Raw genomic sequence first — 22,425 nt, 5'->3', positions numbered from 1 at the left:
TGCCGGGGACGCCGTGATCGAGCGGCCGACGGGCGCGGCATCCGACTATGGATATTAGGGTGAGAATCCCGTTCCTTCAGCCGCGCCGACGCATCCATTGCCGAAACCGGTGCCGTCTGCTAGATCGGCATCGTCGAAAAAGGCAGGATCGGTTGAGGTAAGCCCGGTCCCTTCCGTTGGAGCGTCAAGCGCGCTCTCACGGAAGCTCTGCTCCGTGCCATGGCACGAGAACCCGCGACGTGATCCGCATCAAGATGCGGGATCCCGGCGGCGTGCGGAGACGGCAAAAAGGCAGTCCCGGGATTTTTTCGAACGGAGACTGTCATGCGCTTGAACCACCTCGATTTCCACGTACCCGATATCGCTGCCACGGCGGATTTCTTGATCCGCCATTTCGGCCTGAGACTTAAGGATATGCGCGGCCAGAACGGCCTCGCGATCCTCGAAGACGATGCCGGCCTCGAAATCGTCCTCAGCCCCGCAATCGCAAAATTCGGCACCGCCGATCAGGTGGAGATGGGACGCCAGACCTATCACATCGGCTTCATCCTGCCCGAAAAGGCGGATGTCGATGCGGTCCATGCCGGGCTTGCGGCTGCCGGTGCTGACCTGTCCGGTCCGCCGGCCGCCATGCGCGGCGGCTGGCTGTTTTATTGCACGGCGCCCGGAAACATCCTCGTCGAGATCGGCTGGCGGCCGGGTTAAACGACACCCAGAAGGAAACGACGGCCGCCGCGGTCCGCCCCTCATCCGCGTGCCGGCACCTTCTCCCCGCAAACGGGGCGAAGGGGATATGCGGCAACCTCTCCATTTCCCACCAACCTCTCGCAGGGCACGTCCCCTCTCCCCGTCAGAACGGGGAGAGGGTTAGGGTGAGGGGCTGCCGTCGGCGCGAACCGGACAGCCGTGCCTCGTGTTCAGGATCTGCGACTCAGAATTCCGTCCAGTCGGGATCCTGGCTCGGCGACGAGCTGTTGCCGGCGCCGAAGGCGTTGGCGATTTTCTGGCCGAGCGCACGGGCCGGCGAGGCGGCCGGGCGGGCGGTGCCTTCGCGGGCGACGCGGACCGGAGCTGCCCTGGCTGCCGGGCGGGCGGCAGCGCGTGGCGCTGCTGTGGCGATAGGCGCGCTGGCGGCGAAGCCCCCGGTGCCGGTCAGCCTGAATTGGCCGAGCAGGTTGTTGAGTGCTGCCGCTTCCGTGGCCAGGTTGTGGCTGGCGGCGGTTGATTCCTCGACCATCGCCGCATTCTGCTGCGTGCCCTGATCCATGGTGTTAACCGCGGTGTTGATTTCCTGCAATCCGATCGATTGTTCGCGGGAGGCCTCGGCGATCGCGTGGACGTGCTGGTTGATCTCCTGAACCTCTTGGACGATCGCGTCGAGCGCCTTGCCGGTTTCCCCGACCAGCGAGACGCCGGTCTGCACATGCGTGCCGGAGGTGCTGATCAGCGCCTTGATTTCCTTGGCCGCCTTCGCCGAGCGCTGGGCGAGCTCGCGCACTTCCTGGGCGACGACCGCAAAGCCCTTGCCGGCGTCGCCGGCGCGGGCCGCTTCGACGCCGGCGTTCAGAGCGAGCAGGTTGGTCTGGAAGGCGATGTCGTCGATGACGCCGATGATGTTGGAGATTTCGCCCGAGGACTTCTCGATCTGCTGCATGGCGGAGACCGCCTTGCGGACGACCTCGCCTGACTTTTCGGCGCCGAGGCGGGTGCGGGCGACGAGTTGGCTTGCCTCCTCGGCCCGCTTGGCGGCGTCGCGCACCGTCGTGGTGATCTCCTCCAGTGCCGCCGCCGTCTCTTCGACGGAGGCTGACTGCTGTTCCGTCCGCTGGGAAAGCTGGTCCGCGGAGGAACGGATCTCATTGGCGCCGGCGCCGATCGCCCGGGCATTGGCGCCGACCGTATGCAGGGTCTCGTTGAGCTTCTCGACCGAGTTGTTGAAATCCTCACGCAGCGCATCGAGATGCGCGACGAAGGGCTCGGCGATATGCGAGGCGAGATCGCCGGCGGCAAGGCGGCGCAGGCCGTCGCCGAGTGCGGTGACGGCGCGTTCCAGTTCGGATGCTTCGCGGACCTTCTGCGCCTCGCGTTCGCGGCGCTCGCTGTCGCTGACGTTGCGGTCGGCTTCGGCGCGCGCCTCGATCCGGCCACGCTCGATCGCGTTGTCGCGGAAGACCGAAACGGCCTTTGCCATCTGGCCGACTTCGTCGCCGCGGTCGAGGCCGCTGACATCGCTTGTTGTATCGCCCTCGGCAAGCCGGGTCATGCGCTGGCGCAGCTGCGTCATCGGGCCGGCGATGCCCTTCTGGGCGACGACCACGCTGAAACCGACGGCGGCGAGAACCGCGATGCCGATCAGCACGAAACAGAAGACGATCCGTTCGTTGACGGAAGCCGAGAGCGCGTCGCCGCCGTCGTTGAGCAGCGCCATCATCGCATCATTGTTGGCGATCATCTTCGGCGTCAGCGCATTGAGCTTGGCATTGATCAGGGCAACATTCGCCCGGGCGCCGGCGCTGTCCTTGGCTTTGCTCTGTTCGATGATCTTGTTCGCCAGGGTTTCGATCTCATCGATGCCGGCCTGGATTTCATCGATCGCCGGCTTGCGGCTGGGCACCAGCGCCAGCGCCTGCTTCATGCGGTCCCGCGCCTGCGGCAGCTTGCTCGGTGTGGCGAGCGCTGTCTGGAATTCCGGCGTATCGGGCTTTATGTCGGCAAGCAGGGTGACCTGCAGCACAGAGGCCACCGCCGATGCGCTGGCACGCGCGCTCAGCATCGAGGCCTGCGCCTCATGATCGATGAAGGCGCTGTAGGCGGCATCCGCTCGGCGGAATTCGGCGATGACATAGATCAGCCCGGCCATCGTGATCAGCCCCATGAGCGCCACGACCAATATAATTTTTGTCCGGATTTTCAGATGCTTCAGCATGGAAATGTCACCCGATTGGCTGGGCGTGCTTGCGCGCCCGGTGATGTGAAATCAATTGTTGCAGAAAACGCTGCTTCAATATCGCGGTTTAGGGATTGGGTTTGGGCTGACGCTTGCATCATGCGATCGGCTGGCGGGTCCGATGTCGTCGCAACAAATAAGAGGCGATATTCTTTAATTCCGCGCTAACAGAAGGCGGCGGATGACTGTGATTTTTAGAGGCTGAATTGTCGTCTCGGGACTTGCGCCAGGGCTGTCCAGTCCGCCCTAATGGCTGCCCCTCACCCTAACCCTCTCCCCGTTCTGACGGGTAGAGGGGACGTGCCATGCGAAAGGCCTGCGGGGGACGGAGAGGTTGCGGCTTGTCCCTTCTCCCCGCCCGCGGGGAGAAGGTGGCGGCAGCCGGATGAGGGGCTGCTCTCGCCGACCTCCTGGGCCGGGATGGCGCATGAAGGCTTCCTATGCACGGCGACCGTCATCTGCTCCCCTTCCTCCCACACATATTCCCCACCACGCACGACTCTGATACATCTCGCCGACGCCGCAATGCTTCGCGCTTAACCCAGAGACCAAGATCAAGATGATGCAATCCAAGCTGGCATCCCTGACTCTGAAGGGTTTTTTCGCGCTCGGGCTGTTTCTCGGCCCACTGTTTTCAAGTTTTGCCGCATCCGCCCAGCAGGCATCCCCCTCCCTGCCGCTGCTCTTCGATGCGCGTGAACGTCTTTCCAGGCCCGATCTCTCCTCGCTGGTGCGCTTGCGCTTCCTGACCTCGGTCGATTTCCCGCCCTTCAATTTCACCGATCAGAACGGCAAGCTCTCCGGCTTCAATGTCGACCTCGCCCGCGAAATCTGCAGCGAGCTGGAGATTTCAGAAAAGTGCCAGATCCAGGCGCTCCCTTTCGCCGACCTCAGGGATGCTCTCGCGGCCTCGCAGGGCGATGCCGTCATCGCCGGTTTTGCCGTGACGCCGGAGCTCCGACGGCAATTCGTCTTCTCCAGACCCTATCTGATGCTGCCGGCGCGCTTCGTGCGTAATCTCGCCGTGCCGCTCGACGGAAAGACCGCTGCCGCCCTTTCCAGCCACCCGGTCGGCGTCGTCAGGGGGACGGTGCATGAGGCGATGCTGGCAGCCTTTTTCCCCACACTCAAGGCCGAGCCGTTCGATACGAAGGACGCCCTGCTTGCGGCGCTCAAGGACCGTAAGGTCGATGCCGCCTTTGCCGACGCGCTGCAGCTTTCCTTCTGGGTTTCCTCGCCGGCCTCAGCCAAATGCTGTGCGCTGTTCGACGGCCCTTATCTCTCCGAGCATTTCCTCGGCGAGGGCATGACGATCATGCTGCGGCAGAAGGACAGCGTGCTGACATCCGCCATCGACCACGCGCTCGCCACACTGTCGCGCAACGGCCGCCTCCAGGAAATCTATCTGCGTTATTTCCCCTACGGGCTTTATTGACATGCATGTCGCCCGGAAGTGTGCAGCGGTTCAGGGATAACGACATGCATCAAAACAAAGATCTAAAGCGCGAGGAGCGAATCTGAAAGATTGCGACGGGCTTTAGTGTTCAGCCCTTACGGAAGCGGGCAATGGCGCTCCGCTCGATCGCCGCGCAGGTGAGCTTGTCGAGGCCGAGCCGGTCACGCAGCAGGCTGAGCAGCCGCAACTCCTCCGCTTTGACCGAGAGATCGGCGGATGCCACCTCGACGGCCAGCGCATAGGCCGTGTCATAGAGTTTCGCGGGCAGGGTGTCGCGCACGGTTTCGAGCACGACGTCGAGACCTTCCGGCCCGGCGAGCAGCGAGGCGCAGTCGCGCGCCACCGCAATCAGCTTGTCGTCATCGAAATCCCGGAAAACAGGCAGGAATCCGATCAGTTGGCCGATCCTCTCCAGCTCCCTGTCGTTCATCGTGCTGTCGACGGCGGATGCCATCACCATTACGTAGATCAGCGCGTCATGAGCAGAAAGCGGCTTGTTCATCTCTGATTCCTTTTTCGATCAGCCCAGATTAGGAATTGGCGACAGCCATTACAAGGGATCGGCCCGATCCGGGCTGTTCGAACGCTTGCCAAGGCTGCCGGTTTATTTGCGGCGTGGATCGTCGCCGTAAAGGCCTTTTCCTGCTTGCCTGGCCTTGTCGGCGACGGATGTAAGCGGCGAACCCACTGCTGCTTCCGCCCAGCCGTTTTCGGCGAGCCATGCGCCGAGATCCTCTGTGCCGAGCCGGCAGCCAGTCGTGATTGTTTCCTTCCATTCCACCGTCTCGAGATCGCAGCTGACGCTGCGGTTGCGCAACAGCAGGCGCAGCGCCGTCTTCGCCATCATGCCGCAGGGCCATTGCCGGCCCGCCGGCCCGCATATCCTCTCGACCAGTGTCGGCACGATGCCGGTAAGCTGAAGCCTGCGCTCGCCAAAGGAAAGCATGCCTGCATTGTCGACCGCCGGCCGCGCCAGCTCCATCGCCTTTTTCGCGGCAGGACTCGCTGCTTGCTGGGTGGCGGTCTGCGCTTGCTGGGTGACATCGGCGGGTTTGGCTGCCGCGCTTTCGCTTGGTCTCGAAGCGCGTGGGGCGGCCGGTTCTACTGAGCGAGCAATCATTTCGGCACGGTCATCCGGCATCGCCGCAGGGTCGCCGGCTTCGGGCGCCGCATCCGCCGGTTCGGTCGCCGTCTCCTCTGCGGACGCGGTCGCTTCGTCGGCGGTGCCGCCGCCAAGCCTTGCTTCGCCCGTCATCAGCAGGCCGACCACCACCGCCATCCTCGTGATACCTGTGATGAAGGCGGCAGGGCGCATGGAATATTTTCCTATTGACTGGCCCAAATGATGCGGGCGATCCAGTCGACGTCGGAAAGCTCGAAGGTGCGGTTGGGATGTTCGGGATTGAGCGACATCAGCTCGATCGATCGCGGGCTCTGGCGCAGCAGCACCTTTGCCATCACCTCGCCCTCGTTTGTGCGCACGACGACGCGGTCGTTGCGGCGCACCTGTGCTCCCGGCTCGACGATCAGCACGTCGCCGTCGCGGTAGAGCGGCATCATGCTTTCGCCCTGCACTTCCAGCGCATAGACACCGGCCTTCCGTGCCGGGGCTGCCGGAAATTCCACCACATCCCAGCCCTGGCCGGCCGGAAAGCCGCCATCGTCGAAGAAGCCGCCGGCGCCCGCTTGGGCGAAGCCGAGCAGCGGAATGGAGTTGCCTCGCTGGGGAAATGCGCCTTCCGACTGTCCCAGGTCGGCATCCGGCCGCATGAAGGCCAGAAACTGCTCCATGCTCGCGCCTGTGGCGTCGAGCACCTTGGCGATCGATTCCGTCGAGGGCCAGCGCAGCCGCCCGTCGGCGGAAAGCCGTTTCGATTTGTTGAAGGAGGTCGGGTCGAGCCCCGCGCGGCGCGCAAGTCCGGATGGCGTCAGCTCGTGCCGTTCGGCAAGCCTGTCGAGCGCTTCCCAGATCTGGTTGTGTGACAGCATGCGCGATTCCGTCGCGGCTCATTCAACGCCGCGCTCCAACCCGGCGGAATATTAATCGACCGTGCCGTCTGAGTAAAGATGAAAGAGGAATAAAATCCTGTTGCCAAAGGGAATGCGTCGCTCAGGCGACCATCGCCATGTTGATCTTGCCGAGTTGGATGACGGCCTGCGTCCGGCTGTCGACATCGAGTTTCAACAGGATCGCCGAGACATGCGCCTTGATCGTCGCCTCGGAGACGCCGAGTTCGTAGGCGATCTGCTTGTTCAGCAGCCCTTCGCCGAGCATGGTCAGCACCCGGCTCTGCTGCGGTGTCAGCGTATGCAGGCGGTGGATCAGGTCGGCGACATCGGGATCCTGCTCCTGGCCGTCGCGATAGCTCTCCGGCGTGGCGATATCGCCGGCAAGCACCGTCTGGATGCCGCGGCGAATGTCGTCGATGCCGGAGGATTTCGAAATGAAGCCGGAAGCACCGAGTTCCAGCGCCCGGCGGATGGTCGTCGCGTCGTCGGTTGCCGAGACGATGACGATCGGCAGGCTGGCGAATTCGGAGCGCAGCGCCATCAGGCCGGAAAAGCCGCTGACCCCGGGCATGGCGAGATCAAGCAGCATCAGGTCGGCATCCGCATGGGCGCTGGCGGCCCGGCGCGCCGCGGCGAAATCGCCGGCCTCGACGATCGATTGCCGGCCTTCCATGCCGATCACCGCCTGGCGCAAGGCGTCGCGGAAAAGCGGATGATCGTCCGCAATGATGATGGTCTGTTCCTGCATCGAAAACTCCCTCCCAAGAGCCCGATCATGCCGTGCATGCGACGCCATCCCTCCGCGTTGCATGCCGGCTTGCTCATACCGACTATATCAGATCAGGTCTTCTGCGGAAGGGGATTGGTGTTTTCCTCGGCCTGGAACTCCTTCACCATCCCCATGAAACTCTTCATCATCCGCTCCATAATGCTGATCGAACGGTCGACCTCGGCATCGCTCGGCAACGTCCGCTGGATGACCCCGCCCTGTTCGAGCGCCGTCACCCGCTTTGCCAGCCGGTCGAGTTCGTCTTCATAGGCCGCCCGCTCGTCGGCTGCCATCCGGCAGACGAGGGCGCCGTCCTTGTCCTGGCAGATCGACATTGCTCCGGTCTGCCGGTCGAGCCGGACGAAATGGTCGCCGCTCTTCTCCAGCTGGAAGCGGCTCGCATCGGCTTCGACGGCCGCCGCGGCCAACGGCATCAGAAAAACGCCAAGTGTGATAACGAATGCCTTCATCGTCTCATCCTCCGGATTTTTTGGAGCATGATGCCGAAAAGTGTGCGCGGTTTTCGGACGACATCGTGCTCTAATTGTGTTCCAGCTGCCCCCGTTTTTCGCGCCGGGGCGTGGACATCGCCGCCTCTTTCCGGCAAAGCCCTCGTGACCAAGGAACAGCTTATCGTGAGGCCATGATGACCCTGACACCGACCCTTTACAAGATCGTGACGGAAACACTCTGGCAGCAAGCCAGACAAACCGGCACTTTTCATGGCGCCGGCATCGATCTCAAGGACGGCTTCATCCATTTCTCGACCGCGGACCAGGTGAAGCAGACCGCTGCCTTGCATTTTGCCGGCCAGTCCGGCCTGCTGCTGATTGCCGTCGATGGCAGCTGCCTCGGTGACAGGCTGGTCTTCGAGCCCTCGCGCGGCGGCGATCTCTTCCCGCATCTCTACGCCGATCTGCCGCTGGCCGCCGTGCTCTGGGAGGCGCCGCTGCCGCTCGACGAAGCCGGCGCCCATGTCTTTCCGGAGCTGCAGCCATGATCGATCCCTTCAAGCGTCTCGCCCGCAAGGGTCTTTTCCTGTTCGATCCGGAAACGGCGCACGGCATGTCGATCGCCGCCTTGAAATCCGGCCTCGTGCCCGCTTGCCAGCTGGCGCCCGATCCGCGCCTGCGCCAGACCATTGCCGGCCTTACCTTCGAAAATCCGCTCGGCATGGCTGCCGGCTACGACAAGAATGCCGAAGTGCCGGAGGCGCTGTTGAAGCTCGGCTTCGGCTTTACCGAGATCGGCACGGTGACGCCGAAGCCGCAATCCGGCAATCCGCGGCCGCGCATCTTCCGCCTGGTGGAGGATGAAGGCGTCATCAACCGTCTCGGCTTCAACAATGAAGGCCATGACGCCGCCTTCGGGCGCCTCGCCGCGCTGAGGGGTGGTGGCATGATCGGCGTCAATATCGGCGCCAACAAGGATAGCGAGGACCGCATCGCCGACTATGTCGCCGGCATCCGCCGTTTTTATTCCGTCGCGCGCTATTTCACCGCCAACATCTCCTCGCCGAACACCCCTGGCCTACGCGACCTGCAGGGGCGCGAAAGCCTTGCGGTGCTGTTATCATCAGTGCTTGCGGCGCGCGACGAGATGGCAGCGGCATCCGGCCGGAAGATCCCGGTCTTTCTGAAGATCGCCCCTGATCTGACCGAGGAAGGCATGGACGATATCGCCGCCGAAGTGCTCTCGCATGCGCTGGATGGCCTGATCGTCTCCAACACCACGCTGTCGCGCGACGGTCTTAAGGACCAGCGCCAGGCGAAAGAAGCGGGCGGTCTTTCCGGCGTGCCGCTGTTCGAAAAGTCAACGGCGGTGCTCGCCAGGATGCGCAAGCGCGTCGGCCCGGCCCTGCCGATCATTGGCGTCGGCGGCGTCTCCTCGGCCGAAACCACGCTGGAGAAGATCAGGGCGGGCGCCGATCTCGTCCAGCTCTATTCCTGCATGGTCTATGAAGGCCCCGGTCTTGCCGGCGATATCGTCCGCGGCCTGTCGAAACTCCTGGACCGCGAGAAGGCCGGCTCAATCCGCGACTTGCGCGATACTAGGCTGGATTATTGGGCGGCGCGAAAGGTCTGATCGGCCCGCCGCTTGACCAGCGTCGCCAGGAAGAACCCGCGGAACAGCAGGAAGGCGTTCATCGCCAGCCACAGGCCATGATTGCCGAAGAGCGGCACAAAGATCGCGAGCATCATGAGATAACCGGCAAAAGAGATCAGCATCCGGTTGCGCATGTCGGCTGACCACGTGGCGCCAATGAAGACCCCGTCCATCAGGAAGGCGAGCGCGCCGGTCAGACCCGTCACCGCCGCCCAGGGCAGATAGGTTTCGGCCGCCTGCCGTACCTCGGGTGAGGTGGTCAGCACCGAGATCAGCCAGGGGCCGGCGAGGAAGAAGAAGGCGGAGCCGAGCGCCGCCAGCCCGAAGGACCACAAGGTCGTCAGCTTCAGCCCGCGGTCGAAGGCCGGCCGGTAATGCGCGCCGATCGCCCGGCCGATGATCTGCTCGGCGGCATTGGCAAGCCCGTCGAGATAATATCCCGCCAGCAGGAAGAAATTCATCACCACGGCATTGGCGGCAAGCGTCACCGCGCCGAAGCTGGTGCCGATCCGCGTCATGATGGTGAAGGCGCCGATCAGCACGAAGGTGCGGATCAGGATGTCGCGGTTGAGCGCGAAAAGCTCGGCCAGCCGGTGCCGGGAAAAGACCTCGGACCATGCCCGTCGCGCTGCCTTGCCGAAGCCGCTGAGCACGATGAAAAGCCCGGCGAGCGCGCCGACGCTTTCGCCGGCCATCGTTCCCCAGGCGACCCCCGCCACGCCCCAATCGAGCGTCAGGCCGAGATAGATGGAAAGCAGGATGTTGATGCCGTTGATAACAGCCTGCAGCAGCAGTCCGATCTTGCCCTGTCCGCGCCCGAGCACGAAGCCGAGGATGGCATAATTCGCCAGTGCCGCGGGTGCTGCCAGCATGCGGATCGAAAAATAGGTGCTGGTCGCCTGCGCGATCGCGCCTTCCGCCCCCATCAGCCTCAACCCCGCCGCCATCAGCAGCGGCGAAAGACAGAGCAGCGCCAGACCACAGCCGAGCGCCGAAATCATCGCCCGGGAAAAGACCGCCTGCTGCTCGTGCTGGTCGCGACGGCCATAGGCCTGCGCCGTCAGCCCGGTGGTCGAGGCGCGCAGGAAGTTGAAGCTGCCGAGGATCAGATCGAACAGCATCGCGCCGATCGCCAGCCCCGCCAGCGCCTCCGCATTGCCCATGCGGCCGACCACGGCGGTGTTCGTCAGCCCGAGCAGCGGCGTCGTCATGAAGCCCAGCGTCATCGGAAGGGCGATCGACAGCACCATCAGGTGCGTCACGTCGAATGCGAGCGCGTTGTGATTGCTGCGTGTATCCATGCCGGCCTCGTCGCGACGGCACGACGCGTCGTTTCAGACGCGCAACCGACGCTGCATCACTTGAACTGCTGCCGGCGGAATCACCTCAGCTGGAAAGCACCATGGCCCAATAGGGCAGGTTTCTGGAAGATGTATTATGGGCGACGGCGACGCCAAGGCCGCCATAACGTCCGAGCATGTTTTCCAGGTGATGCGGCGAGTTGATCCAGGCCGTCACCACGGCATCGACGCTCTGCTGGCCGGAGGCGATGTTCTCAGCCGCCGGCAGCCGCACGCCGCTTGCCTTGACGCGCGCGCCGAAACTGTCGGTCATGCCCATGAGATGGGCCATCTTGCCCGCACTCGCCATGCGTTTTGCCTGGAACAAGGCGGCAGTACTCGCCGCCGGATCGACAGTAAGTGGCGGCAGGCCGTTTTTGGCCCTGAGCTGGTTGACGAGCGGCAGCACGCTCGCCGTCTCGTCCTCGCCGTCCGACGGCGTGCCGGCCATCCGCGGGGTCGTGGTGCAGCCGGCGATGCCGGCGGCGAGCGCAAGTCCGGAAAGGCGCAGCAGGCCACGCCTGGAAAGATCGATGGATGTCATGTTACCGGCGGTAGCTGAAAAGACGAAGGATGATGAAGAGCGGGATGACGATCGTCGCACCGAGGAGGAGATAGTCGCCGACGCGCCCAAGCGCCGAGAAGCCGCGGTACCAGATCTCCAGGATGAAATCACGTATGCCGTAGATGATGCCCCACGGCGTCAGGCCGAAGATGGTCATGACGAAACCGACGATCAGCGACACCACGATAAGCTTTATCAATGTGCGGCCGATTGAATCGCCGAGGAACCTGTTCGCCTGATCGGACATAAGCCATCTCCTGTTTGCCCTTGGAATAAGGTCGCGGCGCGGCGCCCGCAAGCCCTTTCCGGAATTGGCCGCTTCGCCTCTGAAATAGGACTTGAGTTTTTTTGTGGCCGCCGCCAGATGCGGGCCGACGCATGTCGCGCAAAAGTGTGCAGCGGTTTTGCGGCAACCACATGCGTAAAAGAAACAGCGACAGGCCCATTGATGCAGCCCCACCAGCTTTCCTCAGGCGATGTCATCGCTGACCGCCGCGCCGATTATGCCCGGATGCTAGAAGAAGGCGGCGAGCCGGAAGCGGCTGCCGAGCTGATGGAACAGGCCCTCGAGCTCGTGCCTGCCTGGGCCGCCGGCTGGTATCGCCTTGCCACCTACCTGGAAAAGGCGGGCAGGGGTGAGGCCGCGATCGAGGCCTATCGCAGGACGCTTGCTCTCGGTTCCGAGGACATTTTCGGCGCCGCCCTCAAGCTCGCCCTTCTTGGCGACGCTGCCACGCCGGACCTGCCGCCGAGCCGCTATGTCGAGCGCCTCTTCGACGACTATGCCGACCGTTTCGAATCAGCACTTGTCGAAAAGCTCGACTATAGCGTCCCGCAGAAACTGGCAGCGCTCATCGCCACCACCGGCAGGCGCTACGAATGCGCCGTCGATCTCGGCTGCGGCACCGGCCTGCTCGGCCCGGAGATCCGTGCCAATGTCGACCGCCTCGAAGGCTTCGATCTCTCGCAGAACATGCTGGCGAAGGCCGCCGAAAAACATATCTATGACAGTCTCGCCCAGGCCGATCTCTCGCTCGCGCCCGAGCTCTCCGGCCTCTTCGCCGATGCCGCGCACCATCGCGCCGACCTGGTGACGGCAGCCGATGTGCTGATGTATCTCGGCAATCTCGAAAGCGTCTTTGCCATCGTCGGAGAACTCGCTGCATCAGGCGCCGTTATCGCCTTTTCCGTCGAGGATGCAGGTTACGGCGAGGGTTTTCATCTCGCCCCGTCGCTGCGTTACGCCCATTCGGAAAGCTATGTCAGGATGCTGCTTGCCCGTCACGGGCTGGAAATCCTGAAGATCGTCAAGTCGGTCATTCGCAAAGATGGCGGAAAACCGGTTTCCGGCATTCTATTCCTTACGCGCAAGCCCGCGTGAGCGAACATTTCTTGCGATTTCTTAATAGGTCAGCATTGCTTACCTATTTCGCTTGATCGAAAGGCCGAAAAACCCGATACTGCACCGCATCGGCTGAGAGCCCGCCAATATTACGCCGAGGCGCTCGGGCTCCTTTCATGATCCAAAATTCCGTCGCGCCCGGGTTTTCCCAAGCGCGTTCTTGAACTCGTCTGCCGTGGAGACTGGCGACATGACACAGCTCATCAATGCCCTTGGCTTCTGGAATACGACTGCGACGCGCCACACGCCGATCGAAGACGTGCAGGGCATATTCTCCGGCAGCCTCGTTGCCGCTCTCGGCCTCTACGTGCTCGCCAGCGCCGGCCTTCTCACTGGCAGCACGGCCGGCGTCGCTTTCCTCCTGCATTATGGCTTCGGCGTCAATTTCGGGCTTGCCTTCTTCCTGCTCAACCTGCCGTTCTTCTATCTCTCCTGGAAGCGCCTCGGCATGGCCTTCACCATCAAGACCTTCATCGCCATCGGCCTGACCTCGGTGATTGCGGACGTGCAGTCGCGCTTCCTGTCCATTTCGAGCATCCATCCAGCCTGGGCGGCCCTTCTCGGCGGCCTGCTGCTCGGCTTTGGCCTGCTGGCGCTCTATCGCCACCGCGCCAGCCTCGGCGGTGTCGGCATTCTCGGTATCTACCTGCAGGAGCGGTTCGGCATCCGCGCCGGCCTCGTCCAGCTCGCCATCGATATGTGCGTGCTCGCCGCCGCCTTCTTCGTCACCACGCCGCCTGTCGTCTTTTATTCGGTTCTCGGCGCCGTCGTCCTCAACCTCTTCGTCGCCATCAATCACCGCGCTGATCGCTACATCGCGCTTTAGTTTTACGCCTGTCGTTGTAGCAAAACCGCCGCACACCTTTGCGCGACATGCTCTAACATTACCAATCGGTAAGCCATTCTAAATAAAACGTAACTTGCCTGTCATCGGTCTTGGCGCGAAACTCATCTCGCGCCGGATTTGATGAGGTGAACTATGTCAGATTTGGAAAAACTTGTCAGACGCCGTATGCAGGAAGAATACGCCAAGGGCGCTTCCGCAGAAGAAATTGCGAAAGTCGTCCGAGACCTATTCAATAGCGTCGACCTCTCTGGCAATCGGTTTGACGCCGTTGCCGTACGGGCCACCAGGGATCACGACTGACCCGATATTCGACCGACCCGAGATTTTCGGGTCGGTTGCCAGGATGAATTTCCTGTAGTCAGATTTCGATCACGCTGCCTTCTGCGCCGCATCGAGCGGATGCTGTGAGCGAAAGCCGACGGCAAGCCGGTTCCAGATGTTGATGGCGCCGATCGCCACCGTGATCTTCGTCATCTCTTCCTCCGAAAAGTGTGCCTTCAGCGTCTCGTAGTCGGCATCAGGCGCGCCTGTTTTGGCGATATTGGTCACTGCGTCAACCCAGCCGAGCAGCGCCCGTTCGCGGGCGTCATAGACCGGGGATTCCCGCCAGACGCACATCAGGTTGATCCATTGTTCGGAGAGCCCATCATGGCGGGCTTCCTTCACATGCATGTCGACGCAATAGGCGCAGCCATTGATCTGCGAGGCGCGCAGCTTGATCAGGTGGATGAAGCGGCGCTCCAGCCCGGAGGACTGGACATATTGTTCGAGCGCGGCGACCGCCTTGTAGGCATCGGGAGCGGCTTTGGCGAAGTTGAAACGTGGTTGCATGGTGTTTCTCCTTTGTTGGTGGCTCAACGAGCCGTCTTGCGTTCATGGATTTCAAGGAAAGCGCAGCCTCTAGCTGCGATCGATCCGTCGTCGAGAGCGTTCAGTTCGATGCCGAGATCGGCAATGCTCGTCTTGGCAAGTTCGGCCCGATAGACTCGTTCGGCTTTCAGCATCGCCGCGCTGATGTTGCAGGGCTTGGCAAAAAAGCGATCGGAGACTGGGTTCGGTCCGCGCTGGCGGATTTCGGCGCAGCGGAAGGCCGGCGCCGGTCCCTCGACCGCAAGCACGATGTCGAGAAGCGAAATCTCCTTCGCCGCCTTGGCCAGCCGATATCCGCCCTTCGGTCCCGGCACGGTATCGAGGATGCCGGCGCCCGACAGCGCCTGCAGATGCTTCAGCAGGTAGCTCGTAGAAACGCCGTGGAATTCCGCCAGCGCGGCGGCCGAAAGCACGCCGCCTTCGGAGAGGCCGGAAAGCACTGCAACGCTGTGAATGGCCTGCTCGACTCCATCGCCCATCTTCATGCACCGGACCTCCTCAAATCATGGATAAAAAATATCCACGATTATGCCGGCTGTCAAGAGGTGCCCTCGTTGCTTGCCACTTGCCTTTATCTTGACCCTGGATAGAAGACGGAAAAGCCGACAGGGGAACATCATGGCATCCAACGCTTTCGCAGGCCTTCTGAATTCCAGCGCCGATCGTCACTCGCTGCTGGACGACGCCCAGGGCATCGTCGCCGGCAGCATGCTCGCCGTGCTCGGCGTATCGCTTCTCTCCGGCGCGGGGCTGCTTGCCGGCGGCACGGCGGGCCTTGCCTTCCTCGCCCATTATGCGACCGGCTTGAGCTTCGGCCTCTGCTTCTTTGTCGTGAACCTGCCCTTCTATTATCTCGCCTTCCGCCGCTTAGGCGCCGCCTTCACCATCAAGACCTTCGCCGCCATCGCGCTCACCTCGGTCCTGTCGGAATTCATCTCAGGCTTCATCAGCATGGCGCATGTCGATCCTGTCGCCGGTGCGCTCTTCGGCGGCCTCGTCATCGGCGCCGGCATGCTGGCGCTCTTCCGCCACCGCGCCAGCCTCGGCGGTATCGGTATTCTCGCCCTCTATATCCAGGATCGCTTCGGCTGGCGGGCCGGCTTCGTCCAACTCGGCTTCGACGGCATCATCCTGGCGCTCTCCTTTTTCGTCGCAAGCCCCTTCGTCATCGCCTGCTCCGTGCTCGGTGCGATCGTTCTCAATCTCACGATTGCCATCAACCATCGCAAAGACCGCTATATCGCCATGTAGGCAGCTGGCCGCTCTTCTTTTTCCCCCGCATTTCACTACCTTCCAGGCGTGGACCAGATCGATTCCGAAGCCCGTACCCTGCTTCCCGCCGCCTTTACCCGCTGGTTTGCGGAAAAAGGCTGGCGCCCGCGCGCCCATCAGCTGGAACTGCTTGCCCGCGCCGAGGCCGGCGAAAGCACGCTGCTGATTGCGCCGACCGGCGCCGGCAAGACGCTTGCCGGTTTCCTGCCCTCGCTCACCGATCTCACCCGCCGCGGCAAGATCTCGCCCGGCTCCGCCTTCACCGGCATCCACACGCTCTATGTCTCGCCGCTGAAGGCGCTTGCCATCGATATCGAGCGCAACCTGATGAAGCCGGTCGAGGAGATGGGCCTGCCGGTCACGATAGAAAACCGCACCGGCGACACGCCGAACGCCAAGCGTCAGCGCCAGAAGCTCAACCCGCCGGATATTCTGCTGACGACGCCGGAACAGGTCGCCCTGCTTCTGGCAAACCGGGAAGCCGAGCGCTTCTTCAAAGACCTGAAATATGTCGTCCTCGACGAACTGCATTCGCTCGTCACCTCCAAGCGCGGCCATATGCTTTCGCTCGGCCTAGCGCGTCTCCGCCGCCTTGCCCCCGGCCTCCAGACCATCGGCCTGTCGGCCACCGTCGCCGAGCCCATGGATCTGCAGAAATGGCTGGTCGGCCAGGAAGAGGGCCGGGAGCATCATGCCGGGCTCGTCGTCGTCGAAGGCGGCGCCAAACCCGATATTTCGATCCTGTTGACCGAGGAGCACATTCCATGGGCCGGCCATTCCGCCCGATATGCCATTCCCGACGTGTACCGCCAGCTTGTCGAACATCGCACGACGCTGCTCTTCGTCAACACCCGCAGCCAGGCGGAAATGCTTTTCCAGGCGCTCTGGACGATCAATGACGACAGCCTGCCGATCGCCCTCCACCACGGCTCGCTCGATGTCGCCCAGCGCCGCAAGGTCGAGGCGGCGATGGCCGAAAACCGGCTGCGCGCGGTCGTTGCCACCTCCACCCTCGATCTCGGCATCGACTGGGGCGATGTCGATCTCGTCATCCATGTCGGCGCGCCGAAGGGCGCCTCGCGCCTTGCCCAGCGCATCGGCCGTGCCAACCACCGCATGGACGAGCCGTCGAAGGCGATCTTGGTGCCCGCCAACCGTTTCGAGGTCATGGAGTGCCAGGCAGCTCTCGATGCCAATTATATCGGCGCGCAGGACACCCCGCCGGTCGGCCGCGGCGCACTCGACGTGCTCGCCCAGCATGTGCTCGGCATGGCCTGCGCCGAACCTTTCGACATGCTGGAGCTTTACGATGAAATCATCAGCGCCTCACCCTATGCCGATCTGAGCTGGGAGACCTTTGAGCGCATCGTCGATTTCGTCGCGACCGGCGGTTATGCGCTCCGCACCTATGAGCGCTACGCCCGTATCCGCAAGACCGCGGAAGGCCGCTGGCGCGTCTCAAATCCGGCTGTCGCCCAGCAATATCGCCTCAACCTCGGCACAATCGTCGAAAGCCCGATGCTGAATATCCGCATGGTCAAGCGCGGCGAGGGCGGCAGGATCGGCCGCGGCGGCGCCACGTTGGGGAAGGTCGAGGAATATTTCCTCGAGCAACTTTCGCCGGGCGATACTTTCGTCTTCTCCGGCAAGGTGCTGCGCTTCGAGGGCATCCGCGAGAACGAATGCCTCGCCTCGCAGGCCTTCTCGCTCGATCCAAAGATCCCCTCCTATAATGGCGGCAAGTTTCCGCTGTCGACCTATCTCGCCGAGCAGGTGCGGGCGATGATCGCCGATCCCGACCGCTGGCGCCGCCTGCCGGAGCAGGTGCGCGACTGGCTGTCGCTGCAGAACGACAAGTCGATGCTGCCGAAGCGCGACGAGTTCCTGATCGAAACCTTCCCGCGTGGCAGCCGCGCCTACATGGTCGCCTATCCCTTCGAAGGTCGTCTCGCCCACCAGACGCTCGGCATGCTGCTGACCCGCCGGCTGGAGCGGATAGGCGCCAAGCCGCTCGGTTTCGTCGCCACCGATTATTCGCTGGCCATCTGGGGCCTCGAGGATATGGGGCTGATGATCCGCAATGGTCGGCTCAACCTTTCCGACCTCTTCGACGAAGACATGCTCGGCGACGATCTCGAAGCCTGGCTCGACGAATCCTTCCTGTTGAAGCGCACCTTCCGCAATTGCGCCGTGATTGCCGGCTTGATCGAGCGCCGCCATCCGGGCAAGGAAAAGAGCGGCCGCCAGATCACCGTCTCCGCCGATTTGATTTACGACGTGCTGCGCAGCCACGAGCCGGATCACATCCTCTTGCAGGCGACGCGGCAGGATGCGGCGACGGGACTTTTGGATATTGGCCGTCTTGGCGATATGCTGAGGCGAATCAGGGGCCACATCACCCACCGCGCTCTCGACCATATTTCCCCGCTCGCCGTGCCGGTGATGCTGGAAATCGGACGCGAGGCGGTGCCGGGCGAGGCCCATGACTCGCTGCTCGCCGAAGCGGCGGACGATCTGATCGCCGAAGCACTCGCCTGATGAGAATTGGGCCTGACTGACGTATTTGGGAATAAGAGAAGTGATGAACCGCCTGGCGCTGGCGCGCGACATATCGGGACTGGCAGCGACATCAGCCGTCGAAACAGCAGTCCATGGCATTGCCGCCGTCTGCGATTCGCTCGGCGCCCTCTATCTGCCCGATGCCGGCCTGCTCGTCGTTTCCGACTTGCATCTCGAAAAGGGCGCAGCCTTCGCGCGCCGCGGCATGATGCTGCCGCCTTACGATACGCTGGCAACGCTGACCGTCCTTGCCGCCGTCATCTCGCGTTATGATCCGAAGCTCGTCATCTCGCTCGGCGATAATTTCCACGACCGCATCGGTTCGAAGCATCTGCCGGAGAATTTCCGCGCGCTGATCGTCAGTATGGCGCGCGGCCGCGAGTGGATCTGGATCAATGGCAACCATGATCCAGATGGCATCGTCGATCTGCCGGGCGCTTCCGCCGACGAGATGCATTATGCCGGCCTGACCTTCCGGCACGAGCCGAAGAACGGCTTGCAGAGCGGCGAAATCGCCGGCCACCTGCATCCGTCGGCGACCGTGCGCCGTCGCGAAAAATCCGTCCGCCGCCCGTGCTTTGCCACCGACGGCGCCCGCCTGCTGATGCCGGCCTTCGGCGTCATGAGCGGCGGTCTGGATCTCGGCCATCAGACGATGAAGGGCCTGTTCGACAAGGCTTTGCTGGTGGCGCATCTGTTGGGGCGAGATCGGATTTATTCGGTCAGATATGGGAACTTGAGGGGGTAGTGCCCTTCATATTTGGACGGCGTGCCGTGTCCGCCCCCTCTGGCCTGCCGGCCATCTCCCCCATAGGTGGGGAGATCGCAAGTGGCCAAACCTTCGCCTCTCTCCAAGGTTCACCGGGCTGTGACGCTAGTTGTTTGGGGAAGCCAGTGCGCCCAGCTAATCTCCCCACCTGTGGGGGGTCCGAAGGACGGGTCGAGACGCGTGGCTCGACCCCGGGGCTCGGCAGGGCAGAGGGGGCTTTGCGGCCCTACCCAAAACCCACCTGACACCAAACTCAATCGCACTCCTGCAGTTGCCGCTGATACGTCCCTGCCATCCGCGCAAACTTCTGCGCCGTCTGCTGCAATTGCCCGTTCGCGCGCCAGTCGCCGCGTTTGTATCCCGTCGGCCCGGAATAATAGGCGAGATAGAGATTATAAGCATCGTTCAGCGGAATGCCGGTCTCTACGCTGTTCTGGTAGTGATACCAGCCGATGAAATCGATCGCGTCGGCGAAGTTCGCCCGCCGCGCCGTCCAGTTCCCGGTCTGCGACTGATAGTGATCCCAGGTCCCGTCGAGCGCCTGCGAATAGCCGTAGGCCGTCGACGGCCGGGTCCAGGGAATGAAGCCGAACAGTTTGGTGCGCGGCGGCCGCGCATAGGGCTGGAAGCCGGATTCGGTATACATCGTCGCCATCAGGATCGGCACGGGCACGCCGTATTTCTTCTCCGTCCGCTCGGCGGCGCTCTGCCAGCTGGAGAAGAGCCCGTCGCGCTCGTCGAAGACGGCACAGATGTTCCTCGTCTGCTTCGGCGCCGTCGCGCAGCCGGCAAGCAGCGCGAGACCCACGGCCGTCAGAACGATACGAGTACGCATGACAAAACCTCTCGTTTCCGAGAGATTACTAACTCGTAAATGTTAAAAACCGGTTTTTAGTCGAATGCGAACTTCCCAGTCTGCTCTCTTATGCGGCCAGGGATCGATACCCTGGCCTGACCACCGGGACGGCATCGCATCAAAATCCCAATGGGTGAGCGCTCCTAAGCCTTGACGGGCTCGTAGCGCAGGATCACCGCGCCGCCCTCCGTTGTCGAGGATTCGATGAGCTTCAGCGGCACCTGGCCCTCTGCCTGTTTGAAAAGCGGATTGCCGCCGCCGAGGATCACCGGCACCAGGCAAACCCTGACTTCGTCGACAAGCCCCGCTTTCAGCAGGCTGTCGGCAAGCTCGGCGCTGCCGAAGATGAAGATCGTCTTGCCGTCCTCCTGCTTCAGCCGCGTCAATTCGGGGATCGGATCGCTAACGACGCGGGCATTGTTCCAGCCGGGCTCGGTGATCGTCCGCGACACGGCGATCTTGGCGATGCCGTTCATATAGGCTTTGATCTCACCTTCGCCCTCGGCGGTCGGCCAGTAGGAGGCCATGCCCTCATAGGTCTTGCGGCCGAAGACCAGCAGGTCGCCTTCCCGACCGAACTGTTCGGCATAGCGCTGCAATTCAGGCCCCCAGGCGAGATTGTGGAAGTCGATATCCCACGGCTTCGTGCCCTCGAAATAACCATCGAGCGTCATCAGGTTCCAGACAACAAGCTTTCTCATTTCCATCTTCCTTCCGAATTGCCAATCAAGGTAAAACCGATTGCGTATAGCAACTGGTTGAAAACTAGATAGACTGATAGCAATATGCAAGCGGTTTTTTGGGGGCTTGGATGAACTGCCACCAAAACACCGGCAAGCGGCTGCCGCCTGGCAGGCTCTTCGTGCCCGGGTGTCTTGCCGAGCCCATTTTCAGGAAGAAATCCGCTTGGGCGCCTTGCGGCAGATCAGTCCTTGCGGAAGATCAGGCTGGCACCCCAGCCGGTGATCACGGCTAGAGCCACGGCCGCGCAGCCGTAGAGGATCGGCTGATCATGCGCCGCATCGGTGATCGTCTGCTCGATGCCGGTCTTGATGACCCGCAGCGGCAGCGACTTCTCGGTCACGAAAAGACCGCTCTTGAACAGATAGGCGCGCACGCTGTGCACGCCGTTCGGAATGTTCGCCGGCAAGCGCAGGCTCGCCTTGAAGAGGTTGGAGGAAACGAACCGCACGCCGCTCGGGTTGCGGTCGTAGAGCCCGCCGCCCTGCTGCAGCCGCCGGAAGGCGTCACGGAACTCGCCGAGATTGCTGCCGTCGCCGACGAAGCCGACCGGCGTCAGCGGAATGTGATCGATGCCGATCTCTTGGTCGGTCAGGTCAAGCGGCGTCACGATGTCGTCGATCATCCGCGAACTCGACATCGAATAGGAATGCGGCACCGCTTCGAAGGTCATCGAGCGGGTGTTCACCCAGATGCCGAAGACGCGTTCCTTCTTGCGCACCGTCGCATCCTCGCGCGGCCCCTCCAGCACCACGACCACGTCATATTGGCCGACGGCGAGCAGCAGTTGGTCGGTGTTCGAGAGCGCCCCGAAAATGGTCAGATCCGCACCGTGGAAATCCGAGGTGATGGCGATTTCGCTGGTCGACGTGCCGATTTCCAACCCTTCACGCACCGCCTCGGATGCCTGCCCTGGCAGCCACTGTGCTCCGGCAGAGGCCGGCAGCAGGCAAAGTAACGCGATGACGAAAACAGCCAAGCGCATCAGTTGCCGGCTCCCATCACCACCGAATAGACGTCGGCCGGCGCCACCACCAGTGCGATCGCCAGACGCAGGCCGACGGCGAGCACCAGCAGGCCGAGCAGGGCGCGCAGCTGCTCGCCGCGCAGCTTCTGGCCGACGCGCACGCCATATTGCGCGCCGATGACACCTGCCACCATCAGGATGAAGGCGAGCACGATGTCGACGGAGAAGTTCGTCGCCGCCTGCACGATCGTCGTATAGGCGGTCACGAAGATGATCTGGAACAGCGAGGTGCCGACGACGACATTGGTCGGGATGCGCAGCAGGTAGATCATCGCCGGCACCATGATGAAGCCGCCGCCGACACCCATGATCGAGGTAAGGATGCCGATCGCAAAGCCGAGCGCGACGATCGGAATGACGCTGAGATAGATCTTCGATTTCTTGAAACGCACCTTCAGCGGCAGCTTGTGCACCCAGTGCTGGTGGCCGGGCTTGCGCGGTGCGGGCGGCTCGTTGCGCGCTGCCCGCCGCATGGCGTTGATGCTTTCGAGCAGCATCAGTCCGCCGACGGTGCCGAGGAAGACGACATACATCAGCGAGATGATGAGATCGAGTTGGCCGATGGCACGCAGCAGCGAGAAGATCCAGATGCCGACCGTCGCACCGGTAAGACCGCCGACCAGCAGCACCGTGCCGAGCTTGACGTCGAGCGAGCCGCGCCGGAAATGCGTAATCGCGCCCGATATCGACGACGCCACAACCTGGTTGGCGCCGGTCGCGACCGCGACGACCGGGGGGATGTTGTAGAAGATCAGCAGCGGGGTGATGAGAAAACCGCCGCCGACGCCGAACATTCCAGACAGGAATCCGACGGCCGCCCCCATGCCGAGAATGATGAAAATGTTCACCGACAATTCTGCGATGGGCAGATAGATTGTCACAGCCGACC

At 62.8% G+C, this 22,425-nt stretch carries 24 protein-coding genes; 9 read left to right on the top strand and 15 right to left on the bottom strand.

The window, feature by feature from the left end:
- Positions 1–324 precede the first annotated feature (324 nt).
- Complete coding sequence (locus HFO99_RS30085) at positions 325–705, top strand: VOC family protein (protein ID WP_222365350.1); 381 nt, start codon at positions 325–327, stop codon at positions 703–705.
- A 226-nt stretch (positions 706–931) separates the two neighbouring features.
- Here the strand turns inward: HFO99_RS30085 and HFO99_RS30080 are convergent, their stop codons facing one another.
- On the bottom strand, positions 932–2,926 hold the full coding sequence (locus HFO99_RS30080) for a methyl-accepting chemotaxis protein (protein WP_222365349.1): 1,995 nt from the start codon (positions 2,924–2,926) through the stop codon (positions 932–934).
- Between the two features lie 580 nt (positions 2,927–3,506).
- Here HFO99_RS30080 and HFO99_RS30075 point away from each other — a divergent pair.
- Positions 3,507–4,382, top strand: coding sequence for a transporter substrate-binding domain-containing protein (locus HFO99_RS30075; RefSeq protein ID WP_222365348.1), 876 nt, complete (start codon positions 3,507–3,509; stop codon positions 4,380–4,382).
- A 109-nt stretch (positions 4,383–4,491) separates the two neighbouring features.
- Here HFO99_RS30075 and HFO99_RS30070 read toward each other — a convergent pair whose 3' ends face one another.
- The 5 genes from HFO99_RS30070 to HFO99_RS30050 all read right to left on the bottom strand — a co-directional run bounded on the left by HFO99_RS30070 (position 4,492) and on the right by HFO99_RS30050 (position 7,652).
- Positions 4,492–4,905, bottom strand: coding sequence for a tellurite resistance TerB family protein (locus tag HFO99_RS30070; RefSeq protein ID WP_018072434.1), 414 nt, complete (start codon positions 4,903–4,905; stop codon positions 4,492–4,494).
- A 102-nt stretch (positions 4,906–5,007) separates the two neighbouring features.
- Entirely contained in the window at positions 5,008–5,718 is a 711-nt protein-coding gene (locus HFO99_RS30065) for a thermonuclease family protein (protein WP_222365347.1), read from the bottom strand.
- A gap of 11 nt (positions 5,719–5,729) precedes the next feature.
- Entirely contained in the window at positions 5,730–6,392 is a 663-nt protein-coding gene (locus tag HFO99_RS30060; protein ID WP_222365346.1) for a helix-turn-helix transcriptional regulator, read from the bottom strand.
- A 121-nt stretch (positions 6,393–6,513) separates the two neighbouring features.
- Positions 6,514–7,161: a response regulator gene (locus tag HFO99_RS30055; RefSeq protein WP_222365344.1), complete on the bottom strand. Its 648-nt coding sequence runs from the start codon at positions 7,159–7,161 to the stop codon at positions 6,514–6,516.
- A 92-nt stretch (positions 7,162–7,253) separates the two neighbouring features.
- Complete coding sequence (locus HFO99_RS30050) at positions 7,254–7,652, bottom strand: hypothetical protein (protein ID WP_222365342.1); 399 nt, start codon at positions 7,650–7,652, stop codon at positions 7,254–7,256.
- A gap of 176 nt (positions 7,653–7,828) precedes the next feature.
- Between HFO99_RS30050 and HFO99_RS30045 the strand changes: the two genes are divergently transcribed.
- Together HFO99_RS30045 and HFO99_RS30040 are read left to right on the top strand one after the other, a co-directional pair.
- On the top strand, positions 7,829–8,182 hold the full coding sequence (locus HFO99_RS30045) for a DUF952 domain-containing protein (RefSeq protein WP_222365340.1): 354 nt from the start codon (positions 7,829–7,831) through the stop codon (positions 8,180–8,182).
- Positions 8,179–9,267 carry a quinone-dependent dihydroorotate dehydrogenase gene (locus HFO99_RS30040; RefSeq protein WP_222365338.1) on the top strand — a complete coding sequence of 363 codons (1,089 nt, stop codon included), beginning with the start codon at positions 8,179–8,181 and terminating at the stop codon, positions 9,265–9,267. The genes HFO99_RS30045 and HFO99_RS30040 overlap by 4 nt, the downstream gene beginning before the upstream one ends.
- On the opposite strand, the gene HFO99_RS30035 is transcribed toward HFO99_RS30040, so the two are convergent.
- The 3 genes from HFO99_RS30035 to HFO99_RS30025 all read right to left on the bottom strand — a co-directional run bounded on the left by HFO99_RS30035 (position 9,243) and on the right by HFO99_RS30025 (position 11,440).
- A complete protein-coding gene (locus tag HFO99_RS30035; RefSeq protein ID WP_222365336.1) occupies positions 9,243–10,589 on the bottom strand; it encodes an MATE family efflux transporter in 1,347 nt (448 codons plus the stop codon). The genes HFO99_RS30040 and HFO99_RS30035 overlap by 25 nt on opposite strands.
- An 85-nt stretch (positions 10,590–10,674) precedes the next feature.
- Positions 10,675–11,172, bottom strand: coding sequence for a CAP domain-containing protein (locus tag HFO99_RS30030; protein ID WP_012755951.1), 498 nt, complete (start codon positions 11,170–11,172; stop codon positions 10,675–10,677).
- Between the two features lies 1 nt (position 11,173).
- Entirely contained in the window at positions 11,174–11,440 is a 267-nt protein-coding gene (locus tag HFO99_RS30025) for a DUF6460 domain-containing protein (RefSeq protein ID WP_222332303.1), read from the bottom strand.
- Between the two features lie 201 nt (positions 11,441–11,641).
- On the opposite strand from HFO99_RS30025, the gene HFO99_RS30020 reads away from it, so the two are divergent.
- The gene (locus HFO99_RS30020) at positions 11,642–12,574 is read left to right on the top strand and encodes a class I SAM-dependent DNA methyltransferase (protein WP_222365383.1); all 933 of its coding nucleotides are present in this window, start codon (positions 11,642–11,644) and stop codon (positions 12,572–12,574) included.
- A gap of 211 nt (positions 12,575–12,785) precedes the next feature.
- Positions 12,786–13,421, top strand: a complete 636-nt coding sequence (locus HFO99_RS30015; protein ID WP_222365334.1) for a YitT family protein — start codon at positions 12,786–12,788, stop codon at positions 13,419–13,421.
- A gap of 390 nt (positions 13,422–13,811) precedes the next feature.
- Here the strand turns inward: HFO99_RS30015 and HFO99_RS30010 are convergent, their stop codons facing one another.
- Both HFO99_RS30010 and HFO99_RS30005 read right to left on the bottom strand, forming a co-directional pair.
- Positions 13,812–14,273: a carboxymuconolactone decarboxylase family protein gene (locus HFO99_RS30010; protein WP_131628007.1), complete on the bottom strand. Its 462-nt coding sequence runs from the start codon at positions 14,271–14,273 to the stop codon at positions 13,812–13,814.
- Between the two features lie 23 nt (positions 14,274–14,296).
- Entirely contained in the window at positions 14,297–14,797 is a 501-nt protein-coding gene (locus HFO99_RS30005; protein ID WP_222365333.1) for an RrF2 family transcriptional regulator, read from the bottom strand.
- 133 nt (positions 14,798–14,930) lie between these two features.
- On the opposite strand from HFO99_RS30005, the gene HFO99_RS30000 reads away from it, so the two are divergent.
- The 3 genes from HFO99_RS30000 to pdeM are packed head-to-tail and all read left to right on the top strand — an operon-like array spanning position 14,931 to position 18,891.
- The gene (locus HFO99_RS30000; protein WP_222365332.1) at positions 14,931–15,563 is read left to right on the top strand and encodes a YitT family protein; all 633 of its coding nucleotides are present in this window, start codon (positions 14,931–14,933) and stop codon (positions 15,561–15,563) included.
- A gap of 48 nt (positions 15,564–15,611) precedes the next feature.
- Positions 15,612–18,122: a ligase-associated DNA damage response DEXH box helicase gene (locus tag HFO99_RS29995; RefSeq protein ID WP_222365331.1), complete on the top strand. Its 2,511-nt coding sequence runs from the start codon at positions 15,612–15,614 to the stop codon at positions 18,120–18,122.
- Positions 18,123–18,165: 43 nt separating this feature from the next.
- Positions 18,166–18,891 carry a ligase-associated DNA damage response endonuclease PdeM gene (gene pdeM / locus HFO99_RS29990; protein WP_222365330.1) on the top strand — a complete coding sequence of 242 codons (726 nt, stop codon included), beginning with the start codon at positions 18,166–18,168 and terminating at the stop codon, positions 18,889–18,891.
- Between the two features lie 274 nt (positions 18,892–19,165).
- Here pdeM and HFO99_RS29985 read toward each other — a convergent pair whose 3' ends face one another.
- The 4 genes from HFO99_RS29985 to HFO99_RS29970 all read right to left on the bottom strand — a co-directional run bounded on the left by HFO99_RS29985 (position 19,166) and on the right by HFO99_RS29970 (position 22,417).
- On the bottom strand, positions 19,166–19,747 hold the full coding sequence (locus HFO99_RS29985; protein WP_222250964.1) for a transglycosylase SLT domain-containing protein: 582 nt from the start codon (positions 19,745–19,747) through the stop codon (positions 19,166–19,168).
- A gap of 164 nt (positions 19,748–19,911) precedes the next feature.
- Positions 19,912–20,469, bottom strand: coding sequence for a dihydrofolate reductase family protein (locus HFO99_RS29980; RefSeq protein ID WP_222332296.1), 558 nt, complete (start codon positions 20,467–20,469; stop codon positions 19,912–19,914).
- A gap of 224 nt (positions 20,470–20,693) precedes the next feature.
- Positions 20,694–21,494, bottom strand: a complete 801-nt coding sequence (locus HFO99_RS29975; RefSeq protein WP_222250969.1) for a TIGR02186 family protein — start codon at positions 21,492–21,494, stop codon at positions 20,694–20,696.
- The gene (locus HFO99_RS29970; RefSeq protein WP_017966911.1) at positions 21,494–22,417 is read right to left on the bottom strand and encodes a sulfite exporter TauE/SafE family protein; all 924 of its coding nucleotides are present in this window, start codon (positions 22,415–22,417) and stop codon (positions 21,494–21,496) included. The genes HFO99_RS29975 and HFO99_RS29970 overlap by 1 nt, the downstream gene beginning before the upstream one ends.
- Positions 22,418–22,425: the final 8 nt, after the last annotated feature.

The organism is Rhizobium leguminosarum, from assembly GCF_019798305.1.
Taxonomy (GTDB): Bacteria; Pseudomonadota; Alphaproteobacteria; order Rhizobiales; family Rhizobiaceae; genus Rhizobium; species Rhizobium leguminosarum_U.
Note: the sequence above shows the minus strand (reverse complement) of the source record. Positions and strands in the feature narration are given on the sequence as shown.